General features: G+C 36.5%; 19 protein-coding genes. 9 read left to right on the forward strand and 10 right to left on the reverse strand.

Annotated features, from left to right (window positions below; translation table 11 throughout):
- Positions 1-10: 10 nt before the first annotated feature.
- Positions 11-436 (reverse strand): DoxX family membrane protein, encoded by a 426-nt coding sequence (locus ACL9RH_RS04890; protein WP_422692222.1) that lies wholly within the window; start codon positions 434-436, stop codon positions 11-13.
- 78 nt (positions 437-514) lie between these two features.
- Between ACL9RH_RS04890 and ACL9RH_RS04895 the strand changes: the two genes are divergently transcribed.
- Positions 515-1,978, forward strand: coding sequence for a PLP-dependent aminotransferase family protein (locus tag ACL9RH_RS04895; protein ID WP_422692223.1), 1,464 nt, complete (start codon positions 515-517; stop codon positions 1,976-1,978).
- 60 nt (positions 1,979-2,038) lie between these two features.
- Here ACL9RH_RS04895 and ACL9RH_RS04900 read toward each other — a convergent pair whose 3' ends face one another.
- Complete coding sequence (locus ACL9RH_RS04900) at positions 2,039-2,860, reverse strand: alpha/beta fold hydrolase (RefSeq protein ID WP_422692224.1); 822 nt, start codon at positions 2,858-2,860, stop codon at positions 2,039-2,041.
- A gap of 345 nt (positions 2,861-3,205) precedes the next feature.
- On the opposite strand from ACL9RH_RS04900, the gene ACL9RH_RS04905 reads away from it, so the two are divergent.
- The 8 genes from ACL9RH_RS04905 (at position 3,206) to ACL9RH_RS04940 (ending at position 13,295) form a co-directional block, all read left to right on the forward strand.
- A complete protein-coding gene (locus tag ACL9RH_RS04905; RefSeq protein ID WP_422692225.1) occupies positions 3,206-4,162 on the forward strand; it encodes a heme-binding domain-containing protein in 957 nt (318 codons plus the stop codon).
- Between the two features lie 2 nt (positions 4,163-4,164).
- Positions 4,165-4,638, forward strand: a complete 474-nt coding sequence (locus tag ACL9RH_RS04910) for a hypothetical protein (RefSeq protein WP_422692226.1) — start codon at positions 4,165-4,167, stop codon at positions 4,636-4,638.
- A 60-nt stretch (positions 4,639-4,698) separates the two neighbouring features.
- Positions 4,699-5,592 carry a hypothetical protein gene (locus ACL9RH_RS04915; protein WP_422692227.1) on the forward strand — a complete coding sequence of 298 codons (894 nt, stop codon included), beginning with the start codon at positions 4,699-4,701 and terminating at the stop codon, positions 5,590-5,592.
- A gap of 104 nt (positions 5,593-5,696) precedes the next feature.
- Positions 5,697-6,749 (forward strand): sensor histidine kinase, encoded by a 1,053-nt coding sequence (locus ACL9RH_RS04920; protein ID WP_422692228.1) that lies wholly within the window; start codon positions 5,697-5,699, stop codon positions 6,747-6,749.
- A complete protein-coding gene (locus ACL9RH_RS04925) occupies positions 6,724-7,491 on the forward strand; it encodes a LytR/AlgR family response regulator transcription factor (protein WP_422692229.1) in 768 nt (255 codons plus the stop codon). The genes ACL9RH_RS04920 and ACL9RH_RS04925 overlap by 26 nt, the downstream gene beginning before the upstream one ends.
- 143 nt (positions 7,492-7,634) lie before the next feature.
- Positions 7,635-8,306, forward strand: a complete 672-nt coding sequence (locus ACL9RH_RS04930; protein WP_422692230.1) for a Crp/Fnr family transcriptional regulator — start codon at positions 7,635-7,637, stop codon at positions 8,304-8,306.
- 37 nt (positions 8,307-8,343) lie between these two features.
- Positions 8,344-8,910, forward strand: coding sequence for a glutathione peroxidase (locus ACL9RH_RS04935; protein ID WP_422692231.1), 567 nt, complete (start codon positions 8,344-8,346; stop codon positions 8,908-8,910).
- 476 nt (positions 8,911-9,386) lie between these two features.
- Complete coding sequence (locus tag ACL9RH_RS04940) at positions 9,387-13,295, forward strand: response regulator (protein ID WP_422692232.1); 3,909 nt, start codon at positions 9,387-9,389, stop codon at positions 13,293-13,295.
- A 248-nt stretch (positions 13,296-13,543) separates the two neighbouring features.
- On the opposite strand, the gene ACL9RH_RS04945 is transcribed toward ACL9RH_RS04940, so the two are convergent.
- The 8 genes from ACL9RH_RS04945 to ACL9RH_RS04980 all read right to left on the reverse strand — a co-directional run bounded on the left by ACL9RH_RS04945 (position 13,544) and on the right by ACL9RH_RS04980 (position 22,771).
- Positions 13,544-14,191 (reverse strand): response regulator, encoded by a 648-nt coding sequence (locus ACL9RH_RS04945; RefSeq protein ID WP_422692233.1) that lies wholly within the window; start codon positions 14,189-14,191, stop codon positions 13,544-13,546.
- On the reverse strand, positions 14,188-15,009 hold the full coding sequence (locus tag ACL9RH_RS04950; RefSeq protein WP_422692234.1) for a sensor histidine kinase: 822 nt from the start codon (positions 15,007-15,009) through the stop codon (positions 14,188-14,190). Before ACL9RH_RS04950 ends, ACL9RH_RS04945 begins: the two co-directional genes overlap by 4 nt.
- Positions 15,010-15,500: 491 nt before the next feature.
- The gene (locus tag ACL9RH_RS04955; RefSeq protein ID WP_422692235.1) at positions 15,501-16,934 is read right to left on the reverse strand and encodes a hypothetical protein; all 1,434 of its coding nucleotides are present in this window, start codon (positions 16,932-16,934) and stop codon (positions 15,501-15,503) included.
- Positions 16,935-16,944: 10 nt separating this feature from the next.
- Entirely contained in the window at positions 16,945-19,746 is a 2,802-nt protein-coding gene (locus ACL9RH_RS04960) for a hypothetical protein (protein ID WP_422692236.1), read from the reverse strand.
- Positions 19,747-19,755: 9 nt separating this feature from the next.
- The gene (locus ACL9RH_RS04965) at positions 19,756-20,556 is read right to left on the reverse strand and encodes a hypothetical protein (RefSeq protein WP_422692237.1); all 801 of its coding nucleotides are present in this window, start codon (positions 20,554-20,556) and stop codon (positions 19,756-19,758) included.
- Between the two features lie 80 nt (positions 20,557-20,636).
- Positions 20,637-21,182 (reverse strand): peptidoglycan-binding protein LysM, encoded by a 546-nt coding sequence (locus tag ACL9RH_RS04970; protein ID WP_422692238.1) that lies wholly within the window; start codon positions 21,180-21,182, stop codon positions 20,637-20,639.
- Positions 21,183-21,520: 338 nt separating this feature from the next.
- Positions 21,521-22,066, reverse strand: a complete 546-nt coding sequence (locus ACL9RH_RS04975; RefSeq protein ID WP_422692239.1) for a peptidoglycan-binding protein LysM — start codon at positions 22,064-22,066, stop codon at positions 21,521-21,523.
- Positions 22,067-22,252: 186 nt separating this feature from the next.
- Positions 22,253-22,771, reverse strand: a complete 519-nt coding sequence (locus ACL9RH_RS04980; protein ID WP_422692240.1) for a peptidoglycan-binding protein LysM — start codon at positions 22,769-22,771, stop codon at positions 22,253-22,255.
- Between the last annotated feature and the right edge of the window lie 560 nt (positions 22,772-23,331).

A 23,331-nucleotide genomic window follows, 5' to 3' on the forward strand; every position in this document is an offset into this window, starting at 1 on the left:
AATACAAAGTTTAAGATTTATTTCTGGCGAGAAATTCATCCAGACTCCATTGGTGATTTGAAATAGCCGCCAGTAAAAATGCAGCAGTACTATCTACAAATACGCTGTAATCAAGAGGACTCTTTAATCCAAAAGAATAGGCCATAGATAACGCAAACAATAAAGTTAATAAAGAAGCAGCCAAAGCAACCCATCTGATTTTGAATCCTATAATCAGCAGAATTCCGATACCAATTTCAATACCAGTTGCCGTGATGGCTAAAAAGGGAATCATTCCTTTATCTGCAAAAGAATTGACAGAGGCTGTATATTCCAGAAAATCATTCCATCCGGAGCCGTCATTCCATAAACCAAGCCTTCCGGCAACAGCTGATAAAAATGTAATACCGAGTCCTAATCTTAATAGAAAAGGTGCTAATCCTAATTTTGAATCCATTATTTAAAAATTTTCTGTAAATGTATATCTTTGTTGGATGATCAATGTAATCCAGTTTTAATACAATTGCTAATCCAGATGAAAGATTTTCAAGATTTCGTTATTATAGATAAATCATCAGATACACCTGTTTATTTGCAGATTACCGATGCCATTATTCAACAGATAAAACTTGGAAGGTTGCGGGAAGGAAGAAAAATGCCGGGATCACGCCAATTAGCAAATCTTTTGGCAGTTAATAGAATGACTGTTGTAGCAGCCTATAACGAACTTGAGGCTCAGGGCTGGATGATACAACATTCCAGAAAAGGCAGCTTTGTACATAATGATTTGCCATTATTGCAACCCAAGCTGATCGCTGAAACAGGTGAAATCCCTATTTCTTCAGAAACCAATACTTTTTCTTTTAACAATAATTTGGTAGAGTCTTATCACGATGGTGATATTAAAACCGGGCAATTGGTTATCGATGATGGTTTTCCAGATCCACGTTTAGCACCCATTGAAGAGCTCACCCGAGCAATGAAGATGGTCTTTAAGCGACCGGGATATATCAAATACCTTAATTATGGCTCCACAAAAGGCAGTGATGTTTTGAGAAGATCGCTGGCTGCTCATTTGAATGATACAAGAGGCTTACCGGTAACAGAAAATAATGTGTTGGTAACCCGAGGTGCAACAATGGGAATTTATCTGACAGCAAGAATAATCGCGAAGCCTGGCGATGAGATGATTATGAGTGAACCCGGTTTTCATTTGGCCCGAAAAATATTTGAACAACTGGAACTCAACATCAATAAAGTTCCTGTAGATGAACAAGGAATAGACGTGGAACGTATTGAAAAGATCTGCAAAACAAAAAAGATTAGTTTTATATATGTCGTCCCTCATCATCATTTTCCAACGACTGTTACACTTTCGCTGGATAGGAGAATTCGGCTGTTAGAACTCTCGCATCAGTATAACTTTGTGATTATCGAAGATGATTATGATTACGATTTTCATTATGCCAGCAATCCTATAATGCCCATGGCAAGTATCGATACAAATGGGAAAGTAATTTATATCGGGACTTTAACAAAAACTTTAGTTCCCTCAATTAGAATCGGATTTTTATCTGCTCATGAGGATTTTGTGGAACACGCGGCTTCTTACAGACATCTGATCGATTTTCAAGGAGACGGTTTTCTGGAGGTAGCTATCGCAGAGCTGTACCGCGATGGAACCATGGTAAGACATATTAAAAAGTCAGTAAAAACCTACAGGGAAAGGAGGGATCACTTTTGTGAGCTTCTTAAAAAAGAATTGGGAGAGAAAGTACAATTTACAGTTCCTAATGGAGGAATGTCTGTATGGGTGAAATTTGAGAATATAGATCTGAAAAAATTATCAGAAAAAGCACGTTCCAAAGGACTTGAAATAAGTGACGGTTCAAAATATGACAGTATCGGAAATCCCTGTGATGCTCTGCGGCTGGGTTTTGCCAGTTTAAATTATACAGAGCAGACAAAGGCTATTGAAATTTTGAAAACCTGCCTTTGAGCCATTTTACTAAAAAAGGTGAACCGAAATAGTCCACCTTTTTATAGAATATAGGTTCAGTTAAGACTGGATAAACTCCAAAAGATCCTTATTGATTGTTTCATGCTCTGTTGTTGGCATACCATGAGGGAAGCCAGGATAGGTAATCAGTTTACCGTTCTTTAATAATTTCGCAGATTTGATAGCAGAATTTTCAATAGGAACAATCTGATCATCATCACCGTGCATTACAAGAACAGGTATATCAACTGCTTTCAGGTCTTCTGTAAAATCGGTTTCAGAAAAAGCTTTAATACCATCATAATGTGCAACAATTCCACCCATCATACCCTGTCTCCACCAGTTTCTCTGAATACCTTCTTTTACATTTGCACCTTCTCTGTTGTAACCATAGAAAGGAAATGTAAGGTCAAAATAAAACTGTTGTCTGTTATGGAGTGTCTGCTCTCTGATATTATCAAAAACTTCTATTGGAACTCCATCCGGATTAGTTTCACTTTTTACCATTATTGGTGGAACTGCGCTTATTAATACGGCTTTTTTTGCACGGCCCTTCGCATATTTGTGTACATAGCGGATAACTTCGCCACCACCTGTAGAATGTCCTATATGCACCACATCTTTCAGATTAAGAAAATCTACAAGTTCCGCAGCATCAGAAGCATATTGCTCAATCGTATGGTTGTAGATATTTTGGCTTGAGCGTCCGTGGCCTCTTCTGTCATGCGAAATGACTCTGTATCCTCTCTGTAGGAAAAAGATCACCTGTGCGTCCCAATCATCTGATGATAAAGGCCATCCGTGGTGAAACATTAGTACCGGTCCTTCTCCTTGGTCTTTATAAAAAATTTCAGTTCCGTCTTTTAATTGTAGTGTGCTCATTGTTTTAAATTTTTAATGTTGTTATTGTTTGTTGTTTTAATTCTTTAGCAAATGTAGGACAGCTGGGCTTCATAGAAATTAATCTAGTTTAATTTCGTTCATTATGGCGAAAATTTTTTGTTAAAATCATTCTATAACTTAAAATATGGAATTGAGAGCTGATTATAAAGCTTTCATAGAGATTATATAATCTATCATTAAGTTCTGTATTTCCCATCTTATTTTCCACGTTGGAAAAATTCATAATTACAAATGTCATATTCAAAGTAAAATTTGTCCGATTGGTTAAAATTATTTACTCAACTAATTCAAAAAGTTAGGAAATTTGAATAAAAATAAACAGATATGAAGGATTTTTTGAAAAAGCTCAAAGGTAAAAACATACTGGTACTTGTTCTCATTGCTTTTGTAGGAATTCAGTTCTACAGACCCAGCATTACCCATGAACCGGTAACCGGTGAAATTCATGTTCCAAGTGATGTTAGAGCAGTTTTGGAACGATCGTGTTTTGACTGCCATTCTAACCAGACGAATCTGAAATGGTTTGATCAGATTGCTCCCGCTTATTGGCTTGTAGCAGATCACATCAAAAAAGGAAAAGAAGGCCTCAATTTTTCAGAATGGGATCAATTGCCAACTCCGGCCCAAAATGCAAAACTTTGGGAAGCTTTCAATCAGATTCATTTGGGAGCGATGCCACTGAAAAGTTATGAAATGCTGCATCCTGAAGCTAAACTCTCTGAAAAAGATATTAATCTGCTGAAAAAATACGTGACTTCTCTAGCTCCTAAGCAAAAACCGGACACTGCAAAAATTTCCGCTTACAATAAGCAATATCAACAGGTGAATACCATGAATGCTAAACCTTCCAGTGCTTCATTACCCAAAGCCCTGAACGGCATCAGCTATATTCCAGATTATAAAAACTGGAAACCGATCAGCTCTACCGAAAGATTTGATAACGGAACCATGAGAATTATTTTCGGTAATGATATCGCTATAAAAGCAGCCAAAGAGCACAAGACAAATCCATGGCCGGACGGGGCCATTTTGGCAAAAGTAGCGTGGGACCAGATCATCGACAGTGATGGGAATGTCACTACAGGAGCCTTCAAGCAGATTGAATATATGATTAAAGACAGTAAGAAGTTTGCCTCTACAAAAGGGTGGGGCTGGGCAAGATTTTTATCGCCTAAACTGGAACCTTACGGTAAAACGGCAGAATTTACCAATGAATGCATCAGATGCCACCTTCCTATGAACGACAATGATTATGTATTTACCTCACCTCTTAATCACTAGTTATGAAGAATCTTATTACTTGCCTAATGCTGTGCGTTTTTATTGTAAGCTGCAGCCCTAAAAAAGAATATGAAGCGGTAAACGAAAACGCTTCCCTTCCCGAAAAGTTTGATTTCAATGCGATGAATCTTAAGGTCGTAACCTCTTCCATTAATCATAAAAAGCAGACGATGATGACTCTTTACGGAAATCCTTCAGCCATTAATGAGTTAAAAGGAAACTCCGGAAAAGGCGAAAATAAAGAAAGAGTCCTAACCCTGATAACCTGGTCTCAGAAAGGTGATCCTTATTGGTATGGAGCAAAAATTCCGGATCATCTTCTGTCTGTTGAGGTGATCAAAAGTGAAAAGCCCTTTGCCGAACATTCAGAAATACTGTATCAGAAGTATGAAGGGAAAGACCTGAAAAAAGTGGATGCAGAAGGAGCTGACAGAATACATACGATACTCAGTATGAAACCATCAATTATGCCTTAATATAAAAGACTTTCAAAAAATAAATACTAAAAAAATAATACTCATTAAAATTGTTAAGAAATGAAAAAAATCAAATTCAGGTCAAGACTAGTGGCAGGATGTTTCGCTGCAGCATTATTGCTTTTCACTTCCGTAGCGTGTTCTAAAGATAATCAGGATGAAGTGGCAGATGCTGGGCCCAAAGAAGTTCAGCTAAGGAATGATGCAACTCTTGGAAGTGTGCTTATCGATAAAGATGGTCGTACTCTTTATTCTTTTGCTAATGATGCAACAGCAACCAACAACTGTACCGGAGGATGTGAGCCTGTATGGCCTATATTCAATGTAGATAATCTTTCTTCCGAAAAACTGGGGTCAGGACTTGAACTGTCTGATTTTAAATCCATCACCACCGGATCCGGAAAAAAACAACTTACTTATAAAGGAAGACCTCTCTATTATTATGCACCTTTGGTAAACGGAACCAATGTAAAAGAAGATGCAGGAAAAACAGGAGGTGAAAATATTGGGGGAGTATGGTTTGTCGCTAAGCCGGATTATACCATTATGCTGACCAACGCTCAGCTTGTAGGGCATGATGGCAAAAATTATACATCAACGTATACTGAAGGAACAGGAAAAACATTATATTTTACTGATGCCAGAGGGGTAACATTATATACCTTTAAGAATGACAAACAAAATAAAAACAACTTTACAGCTGCTGATTTCTCAAATAATGGAGTATGGCCTATTTATGAAACGGATAAGATAGTAGTTCCTTCCGGTTTGGATAAATCGCTTTTCGGATCTATTACTGTGTTTGGTAAAAAGCAGCTTACCTATAAAGGATGGCCTCTTTATTACTTTGGTCAGGACAATATGGTGATGGGATCCAATAAAGGGGTGTCTTACCCTGCGCCTGGAGGTATATGGCCTGTTCCTGTGAAAAATATGGCAGCAGCTATGCCTTAATTTTGTGTTTTTATAGAAATCTCAGTGCTAAATAACGGATGTGCTGCCGTGCCATTATTTAGCTTTTGTATATTTGTAGCTGCTTAATGGCTTGATTTTCACTTATGATCTATGCGAAATATATCAATACGAACGGAAGAAAAGTTTTCAGGATAGACCCGAGAATCATCCTTTTCAGTTCTCTTTTTATGGGGATTCTGGCTTCAGTGCCCAAAATACTCCGTATACATATTACATTGGGAGAGCTGATGATAGATTTTTCCATATCTTTCTTATTCTCTCTGTTTGTATGGTACTTTAATATCTATAGTCTGCCTAAGTTTTCTATTCAGAATATATCAACCCGGTTTTTCAATAAAAAACTGGGGATCAGTTTATCAATCGGTATTGTGGTGATGGCTGCAATAGTACTTATCCATCACATATTATTTCCCAAATACGGATTTAATACGATGGTCGTAATGTATGAATTCCGTGGGATACTGATCAACCTGACTATTTATATGTTTCTGTATCTTTTGTATCAGACGTATAATTCTCAACAGATCAAGTTTGAACTTGAGCAGATTCGTACAGATAATCTCAATGCTCAGTATGAATTGCTTAAACAGCAGATCAATCCTCATTTTCTGTTCAATAGTCTCAATACGTTGAAGTCTATGATTGATATAAAAGATGAAAGTTCAGGAGATTTTGTCGTAAGGTTGGCTGATTTTTATCGCTTTACCTTAGATAACAGAAAAATGGATCTTATTCCTTTAAAAAAGGAACTTGCTATATTGGACGCCTATGTTTTTCTTTTGACATCCAGATTTGAAGATGGAATAGAGTTCAAAATAGACATTCAGGAAGATATATTAAACTCTTATATTCCTCCGTTTACATTGCAGTTACTTTGTGAAAACTGTATTAAACATAATGTGGTGTCGTTGGCTAATCCTTTAATTATAAGATTATACAGCGATCGGGAATATATTGTCATTGAAAACAATTTTCAACCCAAAAATATTCCCCAGGAATCTGCAGGAATAGGAATAGAGAATATCAGAGAACGTTATAAGCACTTTGCAGAAAAGGAAATGACGATCCTGCATAATGATACTAGTTTCACTGTCAAATTACCCATAGTAGATGAAAGTTTTAGTAATAGAAGATGAAATAAAAACCGCTAAGGCTCTTGGGCGGATGATTACTACTGTACAGCCGGAAGCTACCATTGTGCGGTATATTGAAAGTGTTGCTATGGCAGTGGAATATCTTTCCGGGGATGAAATTCCGGATGTAATATTCATGGATATTCAGTTGGCAGACGGAAATTGCTTTGAAATTTTCAGTCAGGTAAAGGTAAAAGTGCCTGTTATTTTCTGTACAGCATTTGATGAATATGCCGTTGAAGCATTCAAAAGTAACGGAGTAGATTATATTCTGAAGCCATTTGAAAAAAAAGATATTCAGAGTGCTTTTGAAAAAATCAATAATTTAAAGAACTTCTTCCAAAGCTCTTCGTCACCCGACAGAAAACTGGAAGACATTCTCAATAATCTGACTACAGGAAGAGGAAAAACCAATTTTCTGGTGTTTTCCAATAATAAGTATAACAACATTCATGTTGATAGAATTGCCTGTTTTTATAGTCAGTTTGGAAGCACGGTATTGGTAACTTTTGATCAGAAAGAATATACAATTCCACAGTCATTGGATGATTTGGGGCAGTTGGTTTCAGGGACTCAATTCTTTAGAATCAACAGACAGTATTTAATCAATTTTACAGCTATCGTTGAGGTGGAGCATTATTTTTCACGCAAACTTCTTGTCAGTTTGAAAGTGACAACTCCGGAGAAGCCTCTTGTTACCAAAGATAAATCCTCCCGTTTTCTTCAGTGGCTTGAGGAACGATAAAAGGAAAAGATCCCTTAAAAAACGCAATATATAAAAAGAAACCTCCAGTTATAATTGGAGGAGGAACGATGTTTTGTATCGTCAGAATCGAAATATCCAAAGATAAAATTTAGAAACCTTACTGAAATAAGGAACCAATAAAAATGAATCAAAAAAATAATAAAGTAAACGAGTTTATTAGCCGTAAATTTGGCTTTTTGGGCGAAGGCTTTATGGAGGAGATGAGAACTCATGGGATTTATGATCGTATAGAGGACAGGCAGGAAATTATTCAGGAAGGTGACCGTGTAAAATATGTTTTATTCCTGATAAAAGGAGCTATTAAAGTTTATTCTCTTAATGATGGCCGGGAGCTTGTGTATTATTACATTGGTAACGATGAGAACTGCCTTATGACTTTTTCATCAATGTTCAATAATAATATAAGTAAAGTATATGCGGTTACAGAAGAAGATTCTGAAGTGTTTTTAGTTCCCTTAACCGTAATGAGCAGATGGCTGGTTGAATTTCCGGAAATTAATAAAATGTTTTTTCATGAATATGAAATGAGATTTTCTGCGGTGATGGACATGATCAACGAAGCCATGTTCCATCATTTGGATACACGGGTTCTGAATTATATCAAAAGGAAAGTAACCGTAGCAGGAAATCAACCTATAAAATGTAAACACAGAGAAATTGCGGGGAGCTTAGGATCATCGCGGGAAGTGATCAGTAGAGTGCTGAAAAAACTTGAAAACGAAGGAAAGATCCTTAAAGATGAAGAAGGCAGAATATTTGCTGCAGATCAGATAATGATGTCGTTGAACAAATAAATAATATGTATAAAATTAATATTAAAATCTTTTTCAAATGAAAAAAATACTTTTTATCGGAATGGTGCTTGTAGGAATTATAAGCCTTTCGTCATTTATCAAATCAGAAGCTTCTACCGATGCAAAACCTCCGAAATCAATTTATGATTTTAAGATTGAATCCATCGATGGAGGAAAAATTGATTTTTCTGATTACAAAGGGAAATATATCCTTATCGTAAACACAGCATCAAAGTGCGGATACACGCCTCAATACAAAGGATTGGAGAAGCTGTATAAAGATTATGGTGATAAACTGGTTGTGGTAGGTTTCCCATCCGACAATTTTGCAGACCAGGAATTTCATGATAATGTAGAAATTAAGTCTTTCTGTGAGAAAAATTATGGAGTAACTTTTCCTCTTACAACCTCTGTTAACGTAAAAGGTGCAAAAGTAACCCCAGTATTTGATTTCCTTACTCACAAATCTAAAAATGGAGTATTGGATGCTGAAATAAGTTGGAACTTCAATAAATTTCTAATCAGTCCTGAAGGAAAATTATTAGAACATTTCGATTCTAAAATAGTTCCGGAAAGTGAAAAAATCACTCACTATTTCAAATAGTTTGAAAATAATCTATACCATGTAAAAATGTAAATCCAGTAAACTTACTGGATTTTTTTGTGGAATAGAATGATGGAAACTGTTGTTATCCTAACATTAAGCCTTTTGGAAAATGTAGTATTCTGAGGTTTTCATGTACTTCATGATCCATTAATTGGCATAATGCATCTGAATTTGAGATTGATGGTAAAAAAGAGCATGAAAAAGATCAGAAAAAATTACAGGGTAGATTTTAGATCCGGAAAAGTTTTGTCTTAAATCTGGAATTCATCAATTTTTTTGTTGAATAGGCAAAATGAGCCAATGAAAGCAGATGATATTTTATCATCGATAAACTTCAGAGCAAGATTTTTATCATTCTATTATTACTTTTGAGTAAGTAGGGATTATGGTATTTAACTAAACCTTTTGTGAAAATTTATTTAAATACATATTATAATGATATTTGTTTATTTTTAAATAATTTAGCGATTAATATGATGAACAATATCATTCCTGATAATGAGTCAGGAAGACTAAAAAAGATAGAATTTTTTGATCTCCTGAACTTAGGCAAAGATCCTCAATTTGATGTTTTTGCAGAGACTGCATGTCTCATTTCCGATTGTCCTGCATCTTTAATTGCGATTATGAAAAGTGAAACGCAGACCATCCAAAGCTGTATAGGTCTTGAGATCGATTCTGTAGAACGCAAGAATACGGTTTGCCAGTATGCAATAGCAAGTGGAGAAGTAGTGGTTATTAATGATACGCTTTTGGATGATAGAACCATGAACAATCCCCTAATTTTGGAAGGCGGAATAAGATTCTATGCGGGCATACCTGTTATTGATGACGAAGGTTTTGCATTAGCAACAATCTGTGTGATTGATTATGAACCCCGAACCATATCAGACAGGCAGATTGCAGCACTCAAAAAACTTTCAGATGTTATTTCTAACCTTCTCATGGTAAAGAGAAAAACAATTTATGCAGAATATTTTCAACAACTCTTCAATATATCGAATAATCTGATCTGTGTTTTAGATGACGAATTAAACTTTAAAGATTTCAATCCAGTAGTCGGAAAATTGTTTTCATTAAAGAAAGAAGAAGCCGTTGGATTGGGTTTCAATCAGGTTTTCGGTGAAGGGAGTGAGGAACTTTCAAAGCTTAAAAATCTTACAAAAATTCACCAGGAAGTATCTTTTACAACCTCTACCATAATTCAAGATGGCAGTTCTGTGATTGTAGAATGGGTTTTGAAACCTAATCACGAACTTTCTGAAATTTTTTGCTTCGGAATCAACATTACTGCGCAGACTGAAGAAAAACGTCAACTGGAAAGCTCAGAGAGACGTTTCAGGAGTTTCTTTGAAAATGCCATCGGTTTGATGAGTATGCATGACATGGAGGGAAATATTATCGCTGTTAACGAAAAAGGAAGAGAAACACTTCATTATTCTGCAGATGAGGTAAAAAAATTAAACCTTAAAGATCTTGTTCCTGAGCATAATTGGCCTTCTTTATATCAGTACCTTGATAGGATTAATAGAAACAAGGAAGATTTCGGAACGATGATTCTTAAGGGAAAGAATGGGGTAGAGCAGATCTGGATGTACCACAATCTTGTTGAGATCGATAAAGAAGGAAAATCTTATGTCATAAGCACAGCATTGAATGTCACCGAAAGAATGATTTTAGAGAAAGATCTGATTCATACCAAAAAAATGCTGGAGCAGACAAGCTCTGTAGCTCAAGTTGGAGGTTGGGAAGTCAATTTGAAAAAAGATACCGTATTATGGTCTCAAAGTACCAGAGAAATTCACAAAATAAGTAATGATTTTCAACCTGATTTAGAAAATACAATCAGTTTTTATAAAGAAGATAGCAGAGAAAGAATAAAATTTTTATTCGACAGAGCGGTAACAGAAGGAATTCCGTATGATGACGAATTCCAACTGGTACGTAATGATGGTGTTACGATCTGGGTAAGGGTAAAAGGAATCCCGGAATTTGAAAATGGAGTTTGCAACAGGGTGTATGGGATCATTCAGGATATTGATGTATTCAAAAATATGTTTCTTGATATTGCTAAAAAGGAGGCAATGATGCAGTCGTTCGTCACTTATGTTCCGGTTGCCGTGGCGATGTTTGATAAAGATCTTAATTATATTTCTGTAAGCAGCAGATGGAGAGATGAATTCAGAATGGAAGAGACTGATATGATCGGAAAGAATCTTTTTGTTGTATCACCAAACGTTCCTGAAGAACGAAAAGAAATTTATCGTGCCGCTTTGCAGGGTAAAACTTATATTAATGAAGATTTTGCGATTAGTGTTGATGGCAAAGAGGAAATTCAGCATTTCGACCTTAAGGTGGGCCCATGGTATCTTTCAGATCATGAAATTGGAGGAGTAATTGTTTCTGTACAGAATATTACCCATTCTGTACACATCAATGAAGAGCTTAAAAATGCAAAAAAAATGGCTGACATCGCAAGCAAGGCAAAATCAGAGTTTCTTGCTAATATGAGTCATGAGATACGCACCCCTTTAAATGGAGTGATTGGTTTCTCTGATCTTCTTTTGCGAACGCCTCTTAACGATATTCAGACTCAATATCTTAATTATATTAATGAATCGGGGGAAAATCTCTTGAACATTATTAATGATATTCTGGATTTTTCCAAAATAGAATCAGGTAAGATGGAGCTTCTGATAGAGAAAAGTGATGTTTATGATATGGTAAGTCAGGTTATTAATGTGATTCTGTATCAGTCTCAGAAAAAAGATATTGAACTTCTTCTTAATATTGAGCAGGGACTTCCAAAAACTTTATTACTTGATGAATCCAGATTAAAGCAAATCCTTATTAACCTCCTTGGTAATGCAGTAAAGTTCACCGAGCAGGGTGAAATTGAGCTGAAAGTGGAAAAACTCCGCATGGATGATAGAAACATTGTGCTGCGATTTTCTGTAAGAGATACAGGAATTGGTATACCTGTGGAAAAGCAGAAACATATTTTTGATGCTTTTACTCAGGAAAATAGCTCTATCAGTAAGCGTTACGGAGGAACCGGTCTCGGTCTTACCATTTCAAACAATATTCTTGGATATATGGGAAGTCATTTATCGCTGACCAGTATACCTGAAAAAGGTTCTGTTTTTTTCTTCGATATTGAAATTCCTTACGAAATATCTGAATTGAGAGAAGAAGGTGATCTCAGTATAAAAAAAGTGCTTGTGGTAGATGATAATGAGGCAAACAGAATCATTCTTCAACACATGCTTACCTATAAAAATATAGAATCTACGCTGGCTGCCAACGGAATGGAGGCTTTGCAGATATTGCTTAAAGGGGAACGTTTCGATGTGATCTTAATGGATTATCATATGCCGGTCATTTCCGGTTTGGAAACAATTGATAAGATCAAAGAGTTATTTAGTCAACGGAATGAGACTTCACCATTGGTCATTCTTCACACTTCTTCGGAGGAGCATGATGTCCTTAATTCTTTCCGTAAAGAAGATAATTCTTATTTTCTTCTGAAGCCTATTAAGTCTGCTGATCTTTATAAAACGCTTAGACGTGTAGTTCAAAATACCGTGACAGAAGCAACTGTTTCGCAACATTCTGAAAAAGATCAGTTTTCTTTTATGAATGAGCTGGAAGTTCTCCTGGTAGATGATAACCCGGTGAATATGGTTCTGAATAATAGAATGATGAAATCACTTATACCTGGCGTGCATCTTACAGAAGCAGTCAATGGCCTCGAAGCTTTGGAAGAATGTAAGAAAAAAGATTTCTCAATTATTCTTATGGATGTACAGATGCCGATAATGAACGGTATAGAAGCTACACAACAGATCCGTCTCCTGCCTGCATACAAAAATGTACCTATTATTGGGGTAACAGCCGGAAACGTTTTGGGGGAGAAAGAAAAGTGTCTGGAATCGGGGATGACCGATTTTCTGCCTAAACCTTTGCGACAGGGAGATCTTTTGGAAATGCTCAAAAAATATATTGTTATTAAAAAAGATAAAGATGTTGAAGCAGAAGCTGAAATATTACCCGAAAAATATATCAATATGGATATGCTGAATGAGCAGATTGGTGGTGATGATGAATTCAAAGAAATCTTTTTAAATCTTGTAATTAACGAGCTTACACAGACTGAGAATAATATTGTGGCCACAGCAGCAGCAAAAGATGCAGCCTATGCCAAAATAATTCTTCATAAGCTTAAAGGAACCGCCGGAACTGCTGGCCTTTTCAGACTTTCAGATTGTGCTTTGAAATGGGAGAAAAAAGCTGATGAAAATATAGATTTTTCAGCGATGGAAAAAGAAATAAAAGAAGAAATAACAATAGGATTGGATCTGATAAAAAGTGTACTAAAATAAAATCAAAAATTTATGTAAAAATATAATCTCCTTGATGTTGCGATAAGCAAATTCGAGGAGATTATATTTTTGATAGCACAGGAGCTTCGTGAGTCTGGTTTCTGCCAATCTCCCGACCTTCGGTTCTGCCAGTATAAAGTGATTGTACGAAAAATTCGCTGAAGGTAGCGGAGTGAATCATCTATCTTGTTGTGAGAGATAAGATCCCATAATTCCCCGGGATGATAAAGCCGGAAATAATAGAATGTTTACTGATTGTACAGCCTAAGAATCTCCACCAATTCAGGTACAGATCGTATTTTAAGCTTCTCAAACAGTCTGTTTTTATAAGTGCTGACTGTCGATGAATGGAGATTAAGCTGATTAGAAATTTCTTTGAGGGGCAGACCTTCTGCAATCTTATTGGCAATTTGCAGTTCGCGGTCTGACAGTGTTTCAAAGGGTGAATTTTTTGTCTCACCATTCAATGATTCTAAAAACAGTGCTTCTTTTATGCTCTCACTTGCATATCGGCCTGTACTTAGCATCTTCGTTAAAGCCGTTTCAATTACTGCAGTGGAGCTTTGTTTGCTTAGATAGCCACCGGCGCCCATCCTTAAATATCGCACTGCATACAGCTCTTCATCCTGAGAAGAGAATATGAGAATTTTTAAGTCGGGCTGGTGAATTTTTATGTAATCGATCGCTTCTTGAACAGAACCATTCGGCATATTAACGTCCATAATGGCCAGATCCCATTTTTCTTTCGAAATTTCTTTGTACAGCGACCTGTAATCCTCTACTTCTGAAATGACAGCATCAGGCTGGAGGCGTTTGATGGCTTGTACCAATCCCATTCGGACGATGCCATGATCGTCTGCGACAATAATACGAACGTTTACTTTTAAACCCATCATTCTATTAATTTATGTAAAAAAAGGGAAACTGTAGTGCCTTTATTTTCAGCGGAAATGATTTGGATGTTTCCACGCATCAAGGATACAAAATTTTTAACAATTTTCAAACTTAATCCAACGCCTTTCTCGCCAGAAGTTCCCTGGAATATAGGGTTGTCAAAAGAGAAAATCGCAGATACATATTTTTCAGCCATTCCCGTTCCAAAATCGATGACAGAAATTACGATCTGGTCCCCTTCTGTAGCTTCCTGGAGATAGATGTCTTGCCCGGGAAAAGAGTATTTCACCGCATTATTAAAAATTTTGTCTAGAACATATTCGAGTAATACGCGATCGGTAGCAAGAGAGGTATTGGGATCGCCTTTAAAATGAAATTTAATATTCTTTTCTTTTAATTGAGTGGCATATTTTTCTTCCAAATGGTGAAAAAGATCAATCACCAGCATTTTCACAGGCTTAATCTTAAAGTCTCCGTATTGTGTTTTTAACCAGGCCGTGCTGTCCTGAATGGTTTGCATATTCTTTCGTGCATCGCCTTTTACCTGCGGCAACAAGTTGGAAAAATCTTCTTCATTGATCATCTTATCTTCCAGCGCTTCTATAAGCCAAAGAAAATTTCCAAACATTTCTTTTGAATCATGAGACAATATAGAGATCAGACCGTTCTTAAAACTGATTTCGTTTTCCAGTCTTTCGATTTTTAATTGTAGTTCGTTGATCACGTCATTCATACATTCTGTATTAATACTTAAAAAAAATCCGGCCTTCTGGCTTGCAGAAACTGCTCTTGCCAGTAAGAATCCCTTCTGGCACTGCAATAATAGGTATTTCAGTACATTTTTCCAAAACTCTTATTGTTTTGGTTGCTTCCATGCTTTTTTAGATAAGACTGTAAATCTCCGAAGTCATAAGATCATGACTCCTTTTTTGCATTTTTCAGTCGTTTTAATGCCATAATTTGCTTCGAATACCAAATTTTTAGTAATAATATTATTTGAATATATTTTGTGAAGAAGTAAAATTAACATTATTGTAAGAAGTAATTAAAATTTTTATTAGTGCTTACTCACTTGAGGTGCTAAGTTTTACTTTGGGTTCAGTTTGTCTTTTTCTGAACTCTTTAAGGTAGACAACATCTGGTATATTTATGATGTACAAATGGTTTTACAATTTGATTCTCTATTTCCATTTGTTCACATGCATCCTGCCAATTAATGCCATCGGAAGAACGATAAGGAACAATTCACGGCGCTACATGGTGAGCGCCGTGAATAATATCTTCATTTTCTAATGGTTCTGAGGAGTATTGTTAAATTGCTGTAAAGCTATAATATACATTGATAGAGTAGGTGGTATTTTCCTTACCTACCAAACTTTGAGCACCCGCCGCTGGTATGGTATATCTGATGTTCAATCCACGGTCCAAAACTGGTGTTCCATTAAAAAGTATTTTTTGGGGAGTTTTGGATAAGGGAGCATTTACAGAGCTTCCATCTATGCCAATTTGTAATAAGTTGGAATTGATGTCGGTCTGCAAGCCGCCTTTCTTGAAATAATTTTCGTCCGATTTTACATACAGTTCAAAATTTTCATTATTGGACAATACAATCTGATTAGGAATCATTTGTGACTGACCATTCGTGTACTGAGCAGCTGTATTAAAATTGAAATTGACATTTCGCCCGGAGCTGGGGATGGTGATTTCCGACAGAGGAAGAACCTTTAGCTGAACAGCCGTATTTTGCAGACTATTAATGGAGTTATCAGTACTTCTGGCATTGAAGTTCAATTCAAATGTATAAGTTCCGGCTTCAAAAAAAAGGGTTTTGAAATCTTCGGCAGACACATAAAGCTCTGGACTGAAGTTGTTTCTGTTTCCCGCAACAACACTGAAGTTAGTAGCGGAAAAATTCTGAAAATCAGCAGATAAAGCTTTGGTCGTGAGTGTAGATCCATTGCTGCCCAATTTAATAGCTGATACATTTCTGGTTCCAGGAACACCTTTAGAAGAAGTGAACTGAATATTGGCGGCAGCAGTTTTCGCCCATACACTAAAATCAACGGTATGCGCAATTTCCGCATTATCCAGACTCAACACTCGTGTGCCTGCAATTCTGTAGTCATTTAAAGACGATATTTCTATGTATTTTGTTAAAGAGGTTGTATTCCATTTGATTGATGAAGGAATAGTTAAAATTGTTTTAAAATTACGTGGCGTGAAATCATTATAATTTTGACTGATATCCATGGAGTAATTCCCGGCCCGGTAAGCATTGGCAGCAAACTGTGCGGCTGGAATTTTAAATGTAAAATTAATATTTCCCCTGTTAAATCCTCCCGCAATACTGATCGATGGTGGTTCAAACCATTTTACAGCGCTTGTACTGAACGACTGAAAGCCGGGCAAAGAACCTGAAAATCCAGTAGCTGGCAGCTGGCCGCCCATACTTTCCAACTGCCACAGAAGAATGGAACTGGGTAAAGTAGATGAGGAAGTGGTATGTGTAAAAGTGGATCCGGACACTGAGGTAAATGTGGGAGCTGTTGGCACCAATCCGAAAAAAGTATAATCCCAGTTGGTCCTGTTGGCGTTCACCATTACTCTGGTAGGTACTGAGGTAAATTCACTTCTGTTAAAAATATTATTTTCAGGAATCGACAGGTACAGATCCTGAGCTTTCGTGGCTGTAGACCCGCATAGCACCATGAAAATTCCTGTTAAAAAAGCCTTCATCTTTTTCATACGTCTAAATTTAAAACTTTTTCACCTTAATGGTTGTGTCTTTCTTTTTGTATTCAAAAATAACGGTTTCTGAATAACCGTCTTTTGTTACCTTAATAGTTTGGATGGGTTTTGTATAGCTATATTTATCATTTTCAATATAGAGATCGTATTTTCCGTCTTTCAGGAAAAACTCAAACTCATTTTTTTGGTTAACCACTGCGGTATAGATCTTACCATCTTCTCCTTTTGCGTACACCTGGATTCCCGTTACATCAGTTTCCACCACATCATATGCTTGTCTGATCTCTGTTAATTTCCCTTTGATCCTGATATTTTTTACCAAGCCTACTTTGCGGTTGATGTTTTTATTCACCATAATTACAGGATCCATCATCAATTGAGCCCCTGTACTTTCGTTTACTTTCAGGGTGTACATACCTTCAGGCACATTCTGAAAAACTACTTTTCCATTTTTATCGGTTAATGCAACAAAATTGTCCAGTTTTACTATTTCATTTGCCAATACCGATTCACCAGTCTCCAAAAGTCCATTGAAATTTTTATCTTCAAATAACTGTAATGTCACTTTATGATTTCCCAGGGAGGTCGCTGCTGTAAAGTATTTTTTAATTCCGATTCTAAACTGATAATAACCGCCACTGCTTATATAATCAGCCGTAGATTTATAACCGGAAAAATTAAAATAACCCGTGTTGGACCAGGAAGGTGAAATCTTATATTCCAGATTACCACTCACGTTACTATTTAAGTTTTTATAAAGTTCCGAATAAGAAGCTCCGGCTGAAAAAGATCCGCTCAGATGATTATTCATCATCTGGAAATTATACGAAGCATATAAATTATAGTTGGCGAAATTACGGTCTTCAGCGTTGTAATAAGAATTTAAATCAAAAACACTCGTTGCATTCCATTGGGCAGTTCCGTTAAGGGAGAAAGATTTATACCTGTAAGACAAAGTTGTTTTCAGGCTGTTGAACCATTCTTCCCTGTTATTGGCTTTTGAATAAGAATATTCCGCTGTCCAGTTCAATCCGTGAGAACCCAATACAGCGCTTATGCTGGTCTCCAAACGGTAAGAAAAAAGTTCCTGCGAAGTATAAAAATTGGCTGTTTTCTGCTTTTCAACCTTTGGAGCCAGTAGAAAATTCCACTTCTTTAAAGCAAACTGGTAACCTAATCCCAAAGCTTCTGTACTATTGAAATAATAACGCAGATTAGCGGTATTCCCAGGTTGTATGGGAGCATTCTGGAAACTCAGGAACTCAGGATCTACCTGCGAATCCTGATATTGTATGAAAGCACGCTGAGAATTAGACAATTGGATGCCGATTCGCTGATTTGAGATAAAAGATCCCCTTTTAATCCCTGCATAACTTTTGGTAGCAAAGGAATTAATAGATTGGATATCCCATTTTCCTATTTTTCCTTCGTAATTGGCTCCCATTAAAGCACCTGCGTTCTCATCTTTGTTCGAAAGACCTTTTTCTTGGCTTAATCCTACCTCTGTGCGGATGATATGTTTATCGTTAATTAAAAATGATGTTGTTCCGTTCGCCACCTGTGTATCTACGTTGAAGCGAGGATCATGGTCGAATATATAAGATACTTTCCCATTGAAAGATTTGGCATTCCCGAAACTGTATTTTGCTCCCGCCATGGTAGATCCTTTCGTCTGTTGAAAGTAAGTACCATACAGGTTATAATTATTTTCCAGCGCAAGAACTTCAATCTGGTTATTTTTACCAAATTGGGTAGAAACTTTTCCACCTCTTCCGAAAACCGGATAATCGTAATCGTTGCTATTAACATTTCCTACCCGTAATACCGTCTTTTTTCTCTCTACTTCCAGCCAGGTGTCATACAGGTTATAACGGCCGTCAAGATAGTAATCGGCACCTATATTGAAGCGCGATTTCAAATTTTCGTTGATCTGAAAAGCTGTATTTCCTCTCAATTGAAGATAATCGAAACCAGAACTGTTTTCATTATAGCTGATTTCCGCAAAATTACTTCCGTTCATCGCTTCGTTTCCCCGGGCAATTTGTCTGTTGTGTGATAAAATAACCAGGTAGAGCGTATTGCTCCCCACTATTTTATTATCAAGCAGGTCTGTAGCAGTTGCATTGATATTAAATTCAGGATAAAGCGTATTCTGTTTTCTGACCGCAATTTTGATCTCAACCGTTTGTTTTTCTAAACCCTCCAGCGATACGGTTTGTTGCCTGGGCATCATTTCCAAGCCATCGGGAATTGACTGCAAATCAATCTTAACCGTTCGTTTGCTATAGCCCTGGTTTTCTACAATCAGCAGAATTGAGGAGTCAGGAGTACCAGGATTAATAAAATTTTCGTAGGTGGCTGTATAAATTGCGATGTTTTTGTTCTCGTCTTTTTTAACGAAGAATGACGCGTTTTCAGTGGCGGTGACCGTTGGGGTGGTGTACGAAACCTTGAATTTGATCTCATTAGATCTCAGCTTCATAAAATCCAAATTGGCGATCAGTTTCACAGGAAGGTTTTTAGACTGACCCGCACCTAAGGTAAAGTCATTTTTGGGATAAAAAAGCAATCCCGGATATTGTTCCCCAGGTATGATATTCTTAATGGTAATCTCTTCGGAACTTTTATTCTCAATAACCAGAAAATTAGTAAAAGTAGAACCTTTCTCAACAGCTACATTTTCATTTTCAAAATGAATTTGGATATCCTTCTTTTCCTGCGCAAATGCGAACGAAAAATGCAGGAGAGCCAATGCAAAAAATAAGATGGTTCTTCTTAGGATTGATATCGATATGTCACACTTTTTCAAGACTTAATTTTAAAATTTAAAGTTTTTTTCGCCTACACGTAAATCATTGGATTCTGCCATTTTAATAATAGCCACACCAAGAAAGTTCCCTGAAATGTTGTCTGGTAAAGAAAATTGAACGGTTTGGTTGGTATCCGGAAGCATGGAGATGGAAATTGAAGGTAATTTTATTTCCTTACCACTATCGGTGTCAGTAAGTTCAAACGCAACGGTAGCATCATTGATGGTGTTTCCATCATTGTGGATGCTTACTGCTACTTTTCTGTTCGCTGCCTTGTCATTATTCACCTCTGAAATATTGGTAATATCCAGACTTTTCACATGGTTCCCCGGTGGTGTATAAAAGATGTGAAGTCCTACCTCAAATAAAGTAATAATACCAATGCCATTCTGAATACGTGCCTTATCTGCCTGCTGAGGAAGCTGGGTGAAAAACAACATGCTGTTTGTAACGGCAGATCTGGATGCGTTTGCAGGAATCTGCATGGTCACTACAATCTCCTTCGTACTTTTTGCAGGAACTGTAACAGCGTTTTCTAAGGTAGATATCCAGGAGGCATTGGATGTTTTTGAACTGCCTGCATCAAGATACACCTTATTTCCATCTTCTTCTCTCACCCAATCTTTATAGTTGAGATTAAAAACATAATCCTTATCCGAACTGTTTTGAAGCGTAACGGTCTGTGACACTTTTTCACCTGGATTACCGGTAAAAAACAAACGTGTAGGAGACATAGAAATACTCTGTGCCAGTATTGAAGAAGACCCCGTGAGGATAACGAAAATGAAGAGATGGATAAACTTGCGCATGTTGTAAATTGTTTAAAATAAAAGATTCCTAAAACTACTGAAAACGTCACAAAAGGAACCTTTATAAACTAAAAAAAATATTATAAAGCAGTCGCGGTATAAGTTACTGTTTGCGTGTAAGTTCCGGCTGGTTTACCTAAAATATCAGACGAAGATGATTTCGCTGCAGGAATAGTGTAGTCCAAATTCAGTGTTAATGCGCTTCCAAGCGGAGCGTTTGATACCAGTGTTTGATCTGTTGCAGATAAAACAACAGCGCTTTTTGTTCCGCCCATTGTTCCGGAAGCTGTAGCTGCTTTAATGGTCAAAACATTGACAGGGATTACATTGGTTCCATTCATGAAATTAGCACCTCCTGCTTTTACTTTTACATTAAAGTTCTTCGTTGAAGTAACTTTTAAAGAATTGGCTTTAGTAACCGTTTGATCAGAGTTATAATCTGCTGCAGTAGCATAGTTAAAGTCAACCGTATTACCGATGGCAGTGCTTCCCGCATCAATAGAGATTACATCGTTCAGGGTGATATTTACAGTTGTGGTTGCCGTAGTATTTTGAGCCTGAACATTGTTAGTTCCAAGTATAACGGCTCCGATAGTTAAGGCTGCGATGGCGATTTGTTTTTTCATGATCGTACTATTTAAATTTTATTTTTTACTTAATTGTTATCTTTTGTATACTGCAAATTTATAGTGGTGCTAAAAGTTTCTTTGTAGTGGAAAAAGGAAGTTCATGTAGTAAAATCACTACACGGTTTATCATTTTGATATAAACAGTAAAGCCCTCAAGACTTTCTAAGTGTTGAGGGCGTATATAAATTGCTGTTATTTCTATTATAAAGCTGTCGTAATATAAATTCCCGGATTTTGAATTTTATCTATATCGGTACAATACATACAAAATCAAAGGCCTCCTGAGGAAGCCTTCGAAACACCAAATCACAAAATATTAATATGAAAAAATTAATTTATAAAGCAGTCGCGGTATAAGTTACTGTTTGCGTATAAGTTCCCGCTGGTTTACCTAAAATATCAGAAGATGATGATTTTGCTGCTGGAATAGTGTAGTCCAAATTCAGTGTTAATGCGCTTCCAAGTGGAGCGTTTGATACCAGCGTTTGATCTGTTGCAGATAAAACAACAGCGCTTTTTGTTCCGCCCATTGTTCCGGAAGCTGTAGCTGCTTTGATGGTCAAAACATTAACAGGTATTAAGTTGGTTCCATTCAGAAAATTAGCACCTCCTGCTTTTACTTTTACATTAAAGTTCTTCGTTGAAGTAACTTTTAAAGAATTGGCTTTAGTAACTGTTTGATCAGAGTTATAATCTGCTGCAGTAGCATAGTTAAAGTCAACCGTATTACCGATGGCAGTACTTCCCGCATCGATGGAGATCACATCATTCAGAGTAATGTTTACAGTTGTGGTTGCAGTGGTATTTTGAGCCTGAACATTGTTAGTTCCTAATATAATTGCTCCAAAAGATAAGGTCACGATTACGATTTGTTTTTTCATGATCGAAATGTTTAATTGTTGTTTATTTATAATGCAAATCTACAGTGGCTATAAAAGTTTCTTTGTAGTGGAAGATGGAAGTTCATGTAGTAAAATCACTACAGGATTATGTATTGGGTGTAAATAGAAAAGCCCTCAACACCTTGGAAGTGTTGAGGGCTTCTATAAAATTGCTGTTTGTTTATATTATAAGGCTGTCGCAGTATAGGTTAGCGTTTGCGTATAAGTTCCCTTAGGTTTCCCCAGAAGTACCTTAGAAGCTTTTTCTGCCGAAATAGAATATGCAATATTTAAAGATTGCTTTGCTCCTGAACTTGCGTTACCTACCAGGACCTGATCGGTTGCAGATAAGGTGACCTCATTCATTGTTCCCATTAAACTTCCGCCCGGCATTGCTTTTACCTGTAATATATCTACTGGAATTACATTGGAGCCACTTACAAAGTTTGAACCCTCAGATTTTACTTTTACATCGAAATTTTTGGAGGAAATAATGACTAAACTATTGGGCACCGTCACCTTTTTTGAAGAATTATAATCTGTTGTATTCACATAATTAAAATCTACAGTGCCTCCTGATGCAACAGAACCTATATCCATTGAAATAACATCTGATAACACAATATTGACAGAGCTGCTAACTTGCTCAGAATTTTGTGCCAAAACTTGTTCAGTTTCTAAAGCGATTGCTCCTAGAAACGACACTGCGATAATGATTTGTTTTTTCATGATAGAATAAATTTAAAGGGTAATAGAATGCTGTCATTCAAAATTAAGCTCTCTTTACAAATATCATTAAATCAAATCTAACACCTTTATCTGACATGGCCAAAGCCTTTATTGTTAATTAACTAATTGCGACTATGTCGTTGTAGATATTTTATTTCCTAATGGAACGTCCGTAGATATCTGCTGATTTGCTCAATATTTTTTTTAAAAATTTCATCGTTTTTTTGATTATGTATTGCGATTACATCGTTATATTTAAAATAATTTTTTCTGCTGATGAAGGTGTATGAAAATAATCGTAGGATCTTATATTTGCTGCCAATTTAATCTGAACTTAGATATTTACTTTAAACTGAACTGGATTAAATTTACAATGCGCATACGGTTACCATATTGACCCACTTATATTATTTAAATATTATGATATCCAGAAAATTATAAATCAACATCTAAACTTCGAAAGTTATAAATGAAAAAGATATTGACGTTAAGCCAGGTACAATATGGTATACGTTTCCGGGCGCCGAACATAATAT

This window comes from Chryseobacterium sp. Mn2064, assembly GCF_049319685.1.
In the GTDB taxonomy this organism is placed as follows: Bacteria; Bacteroidota; Bacteroidia; order Flavobacteriales; family Weeksellaceae; genus Chryseobacterium.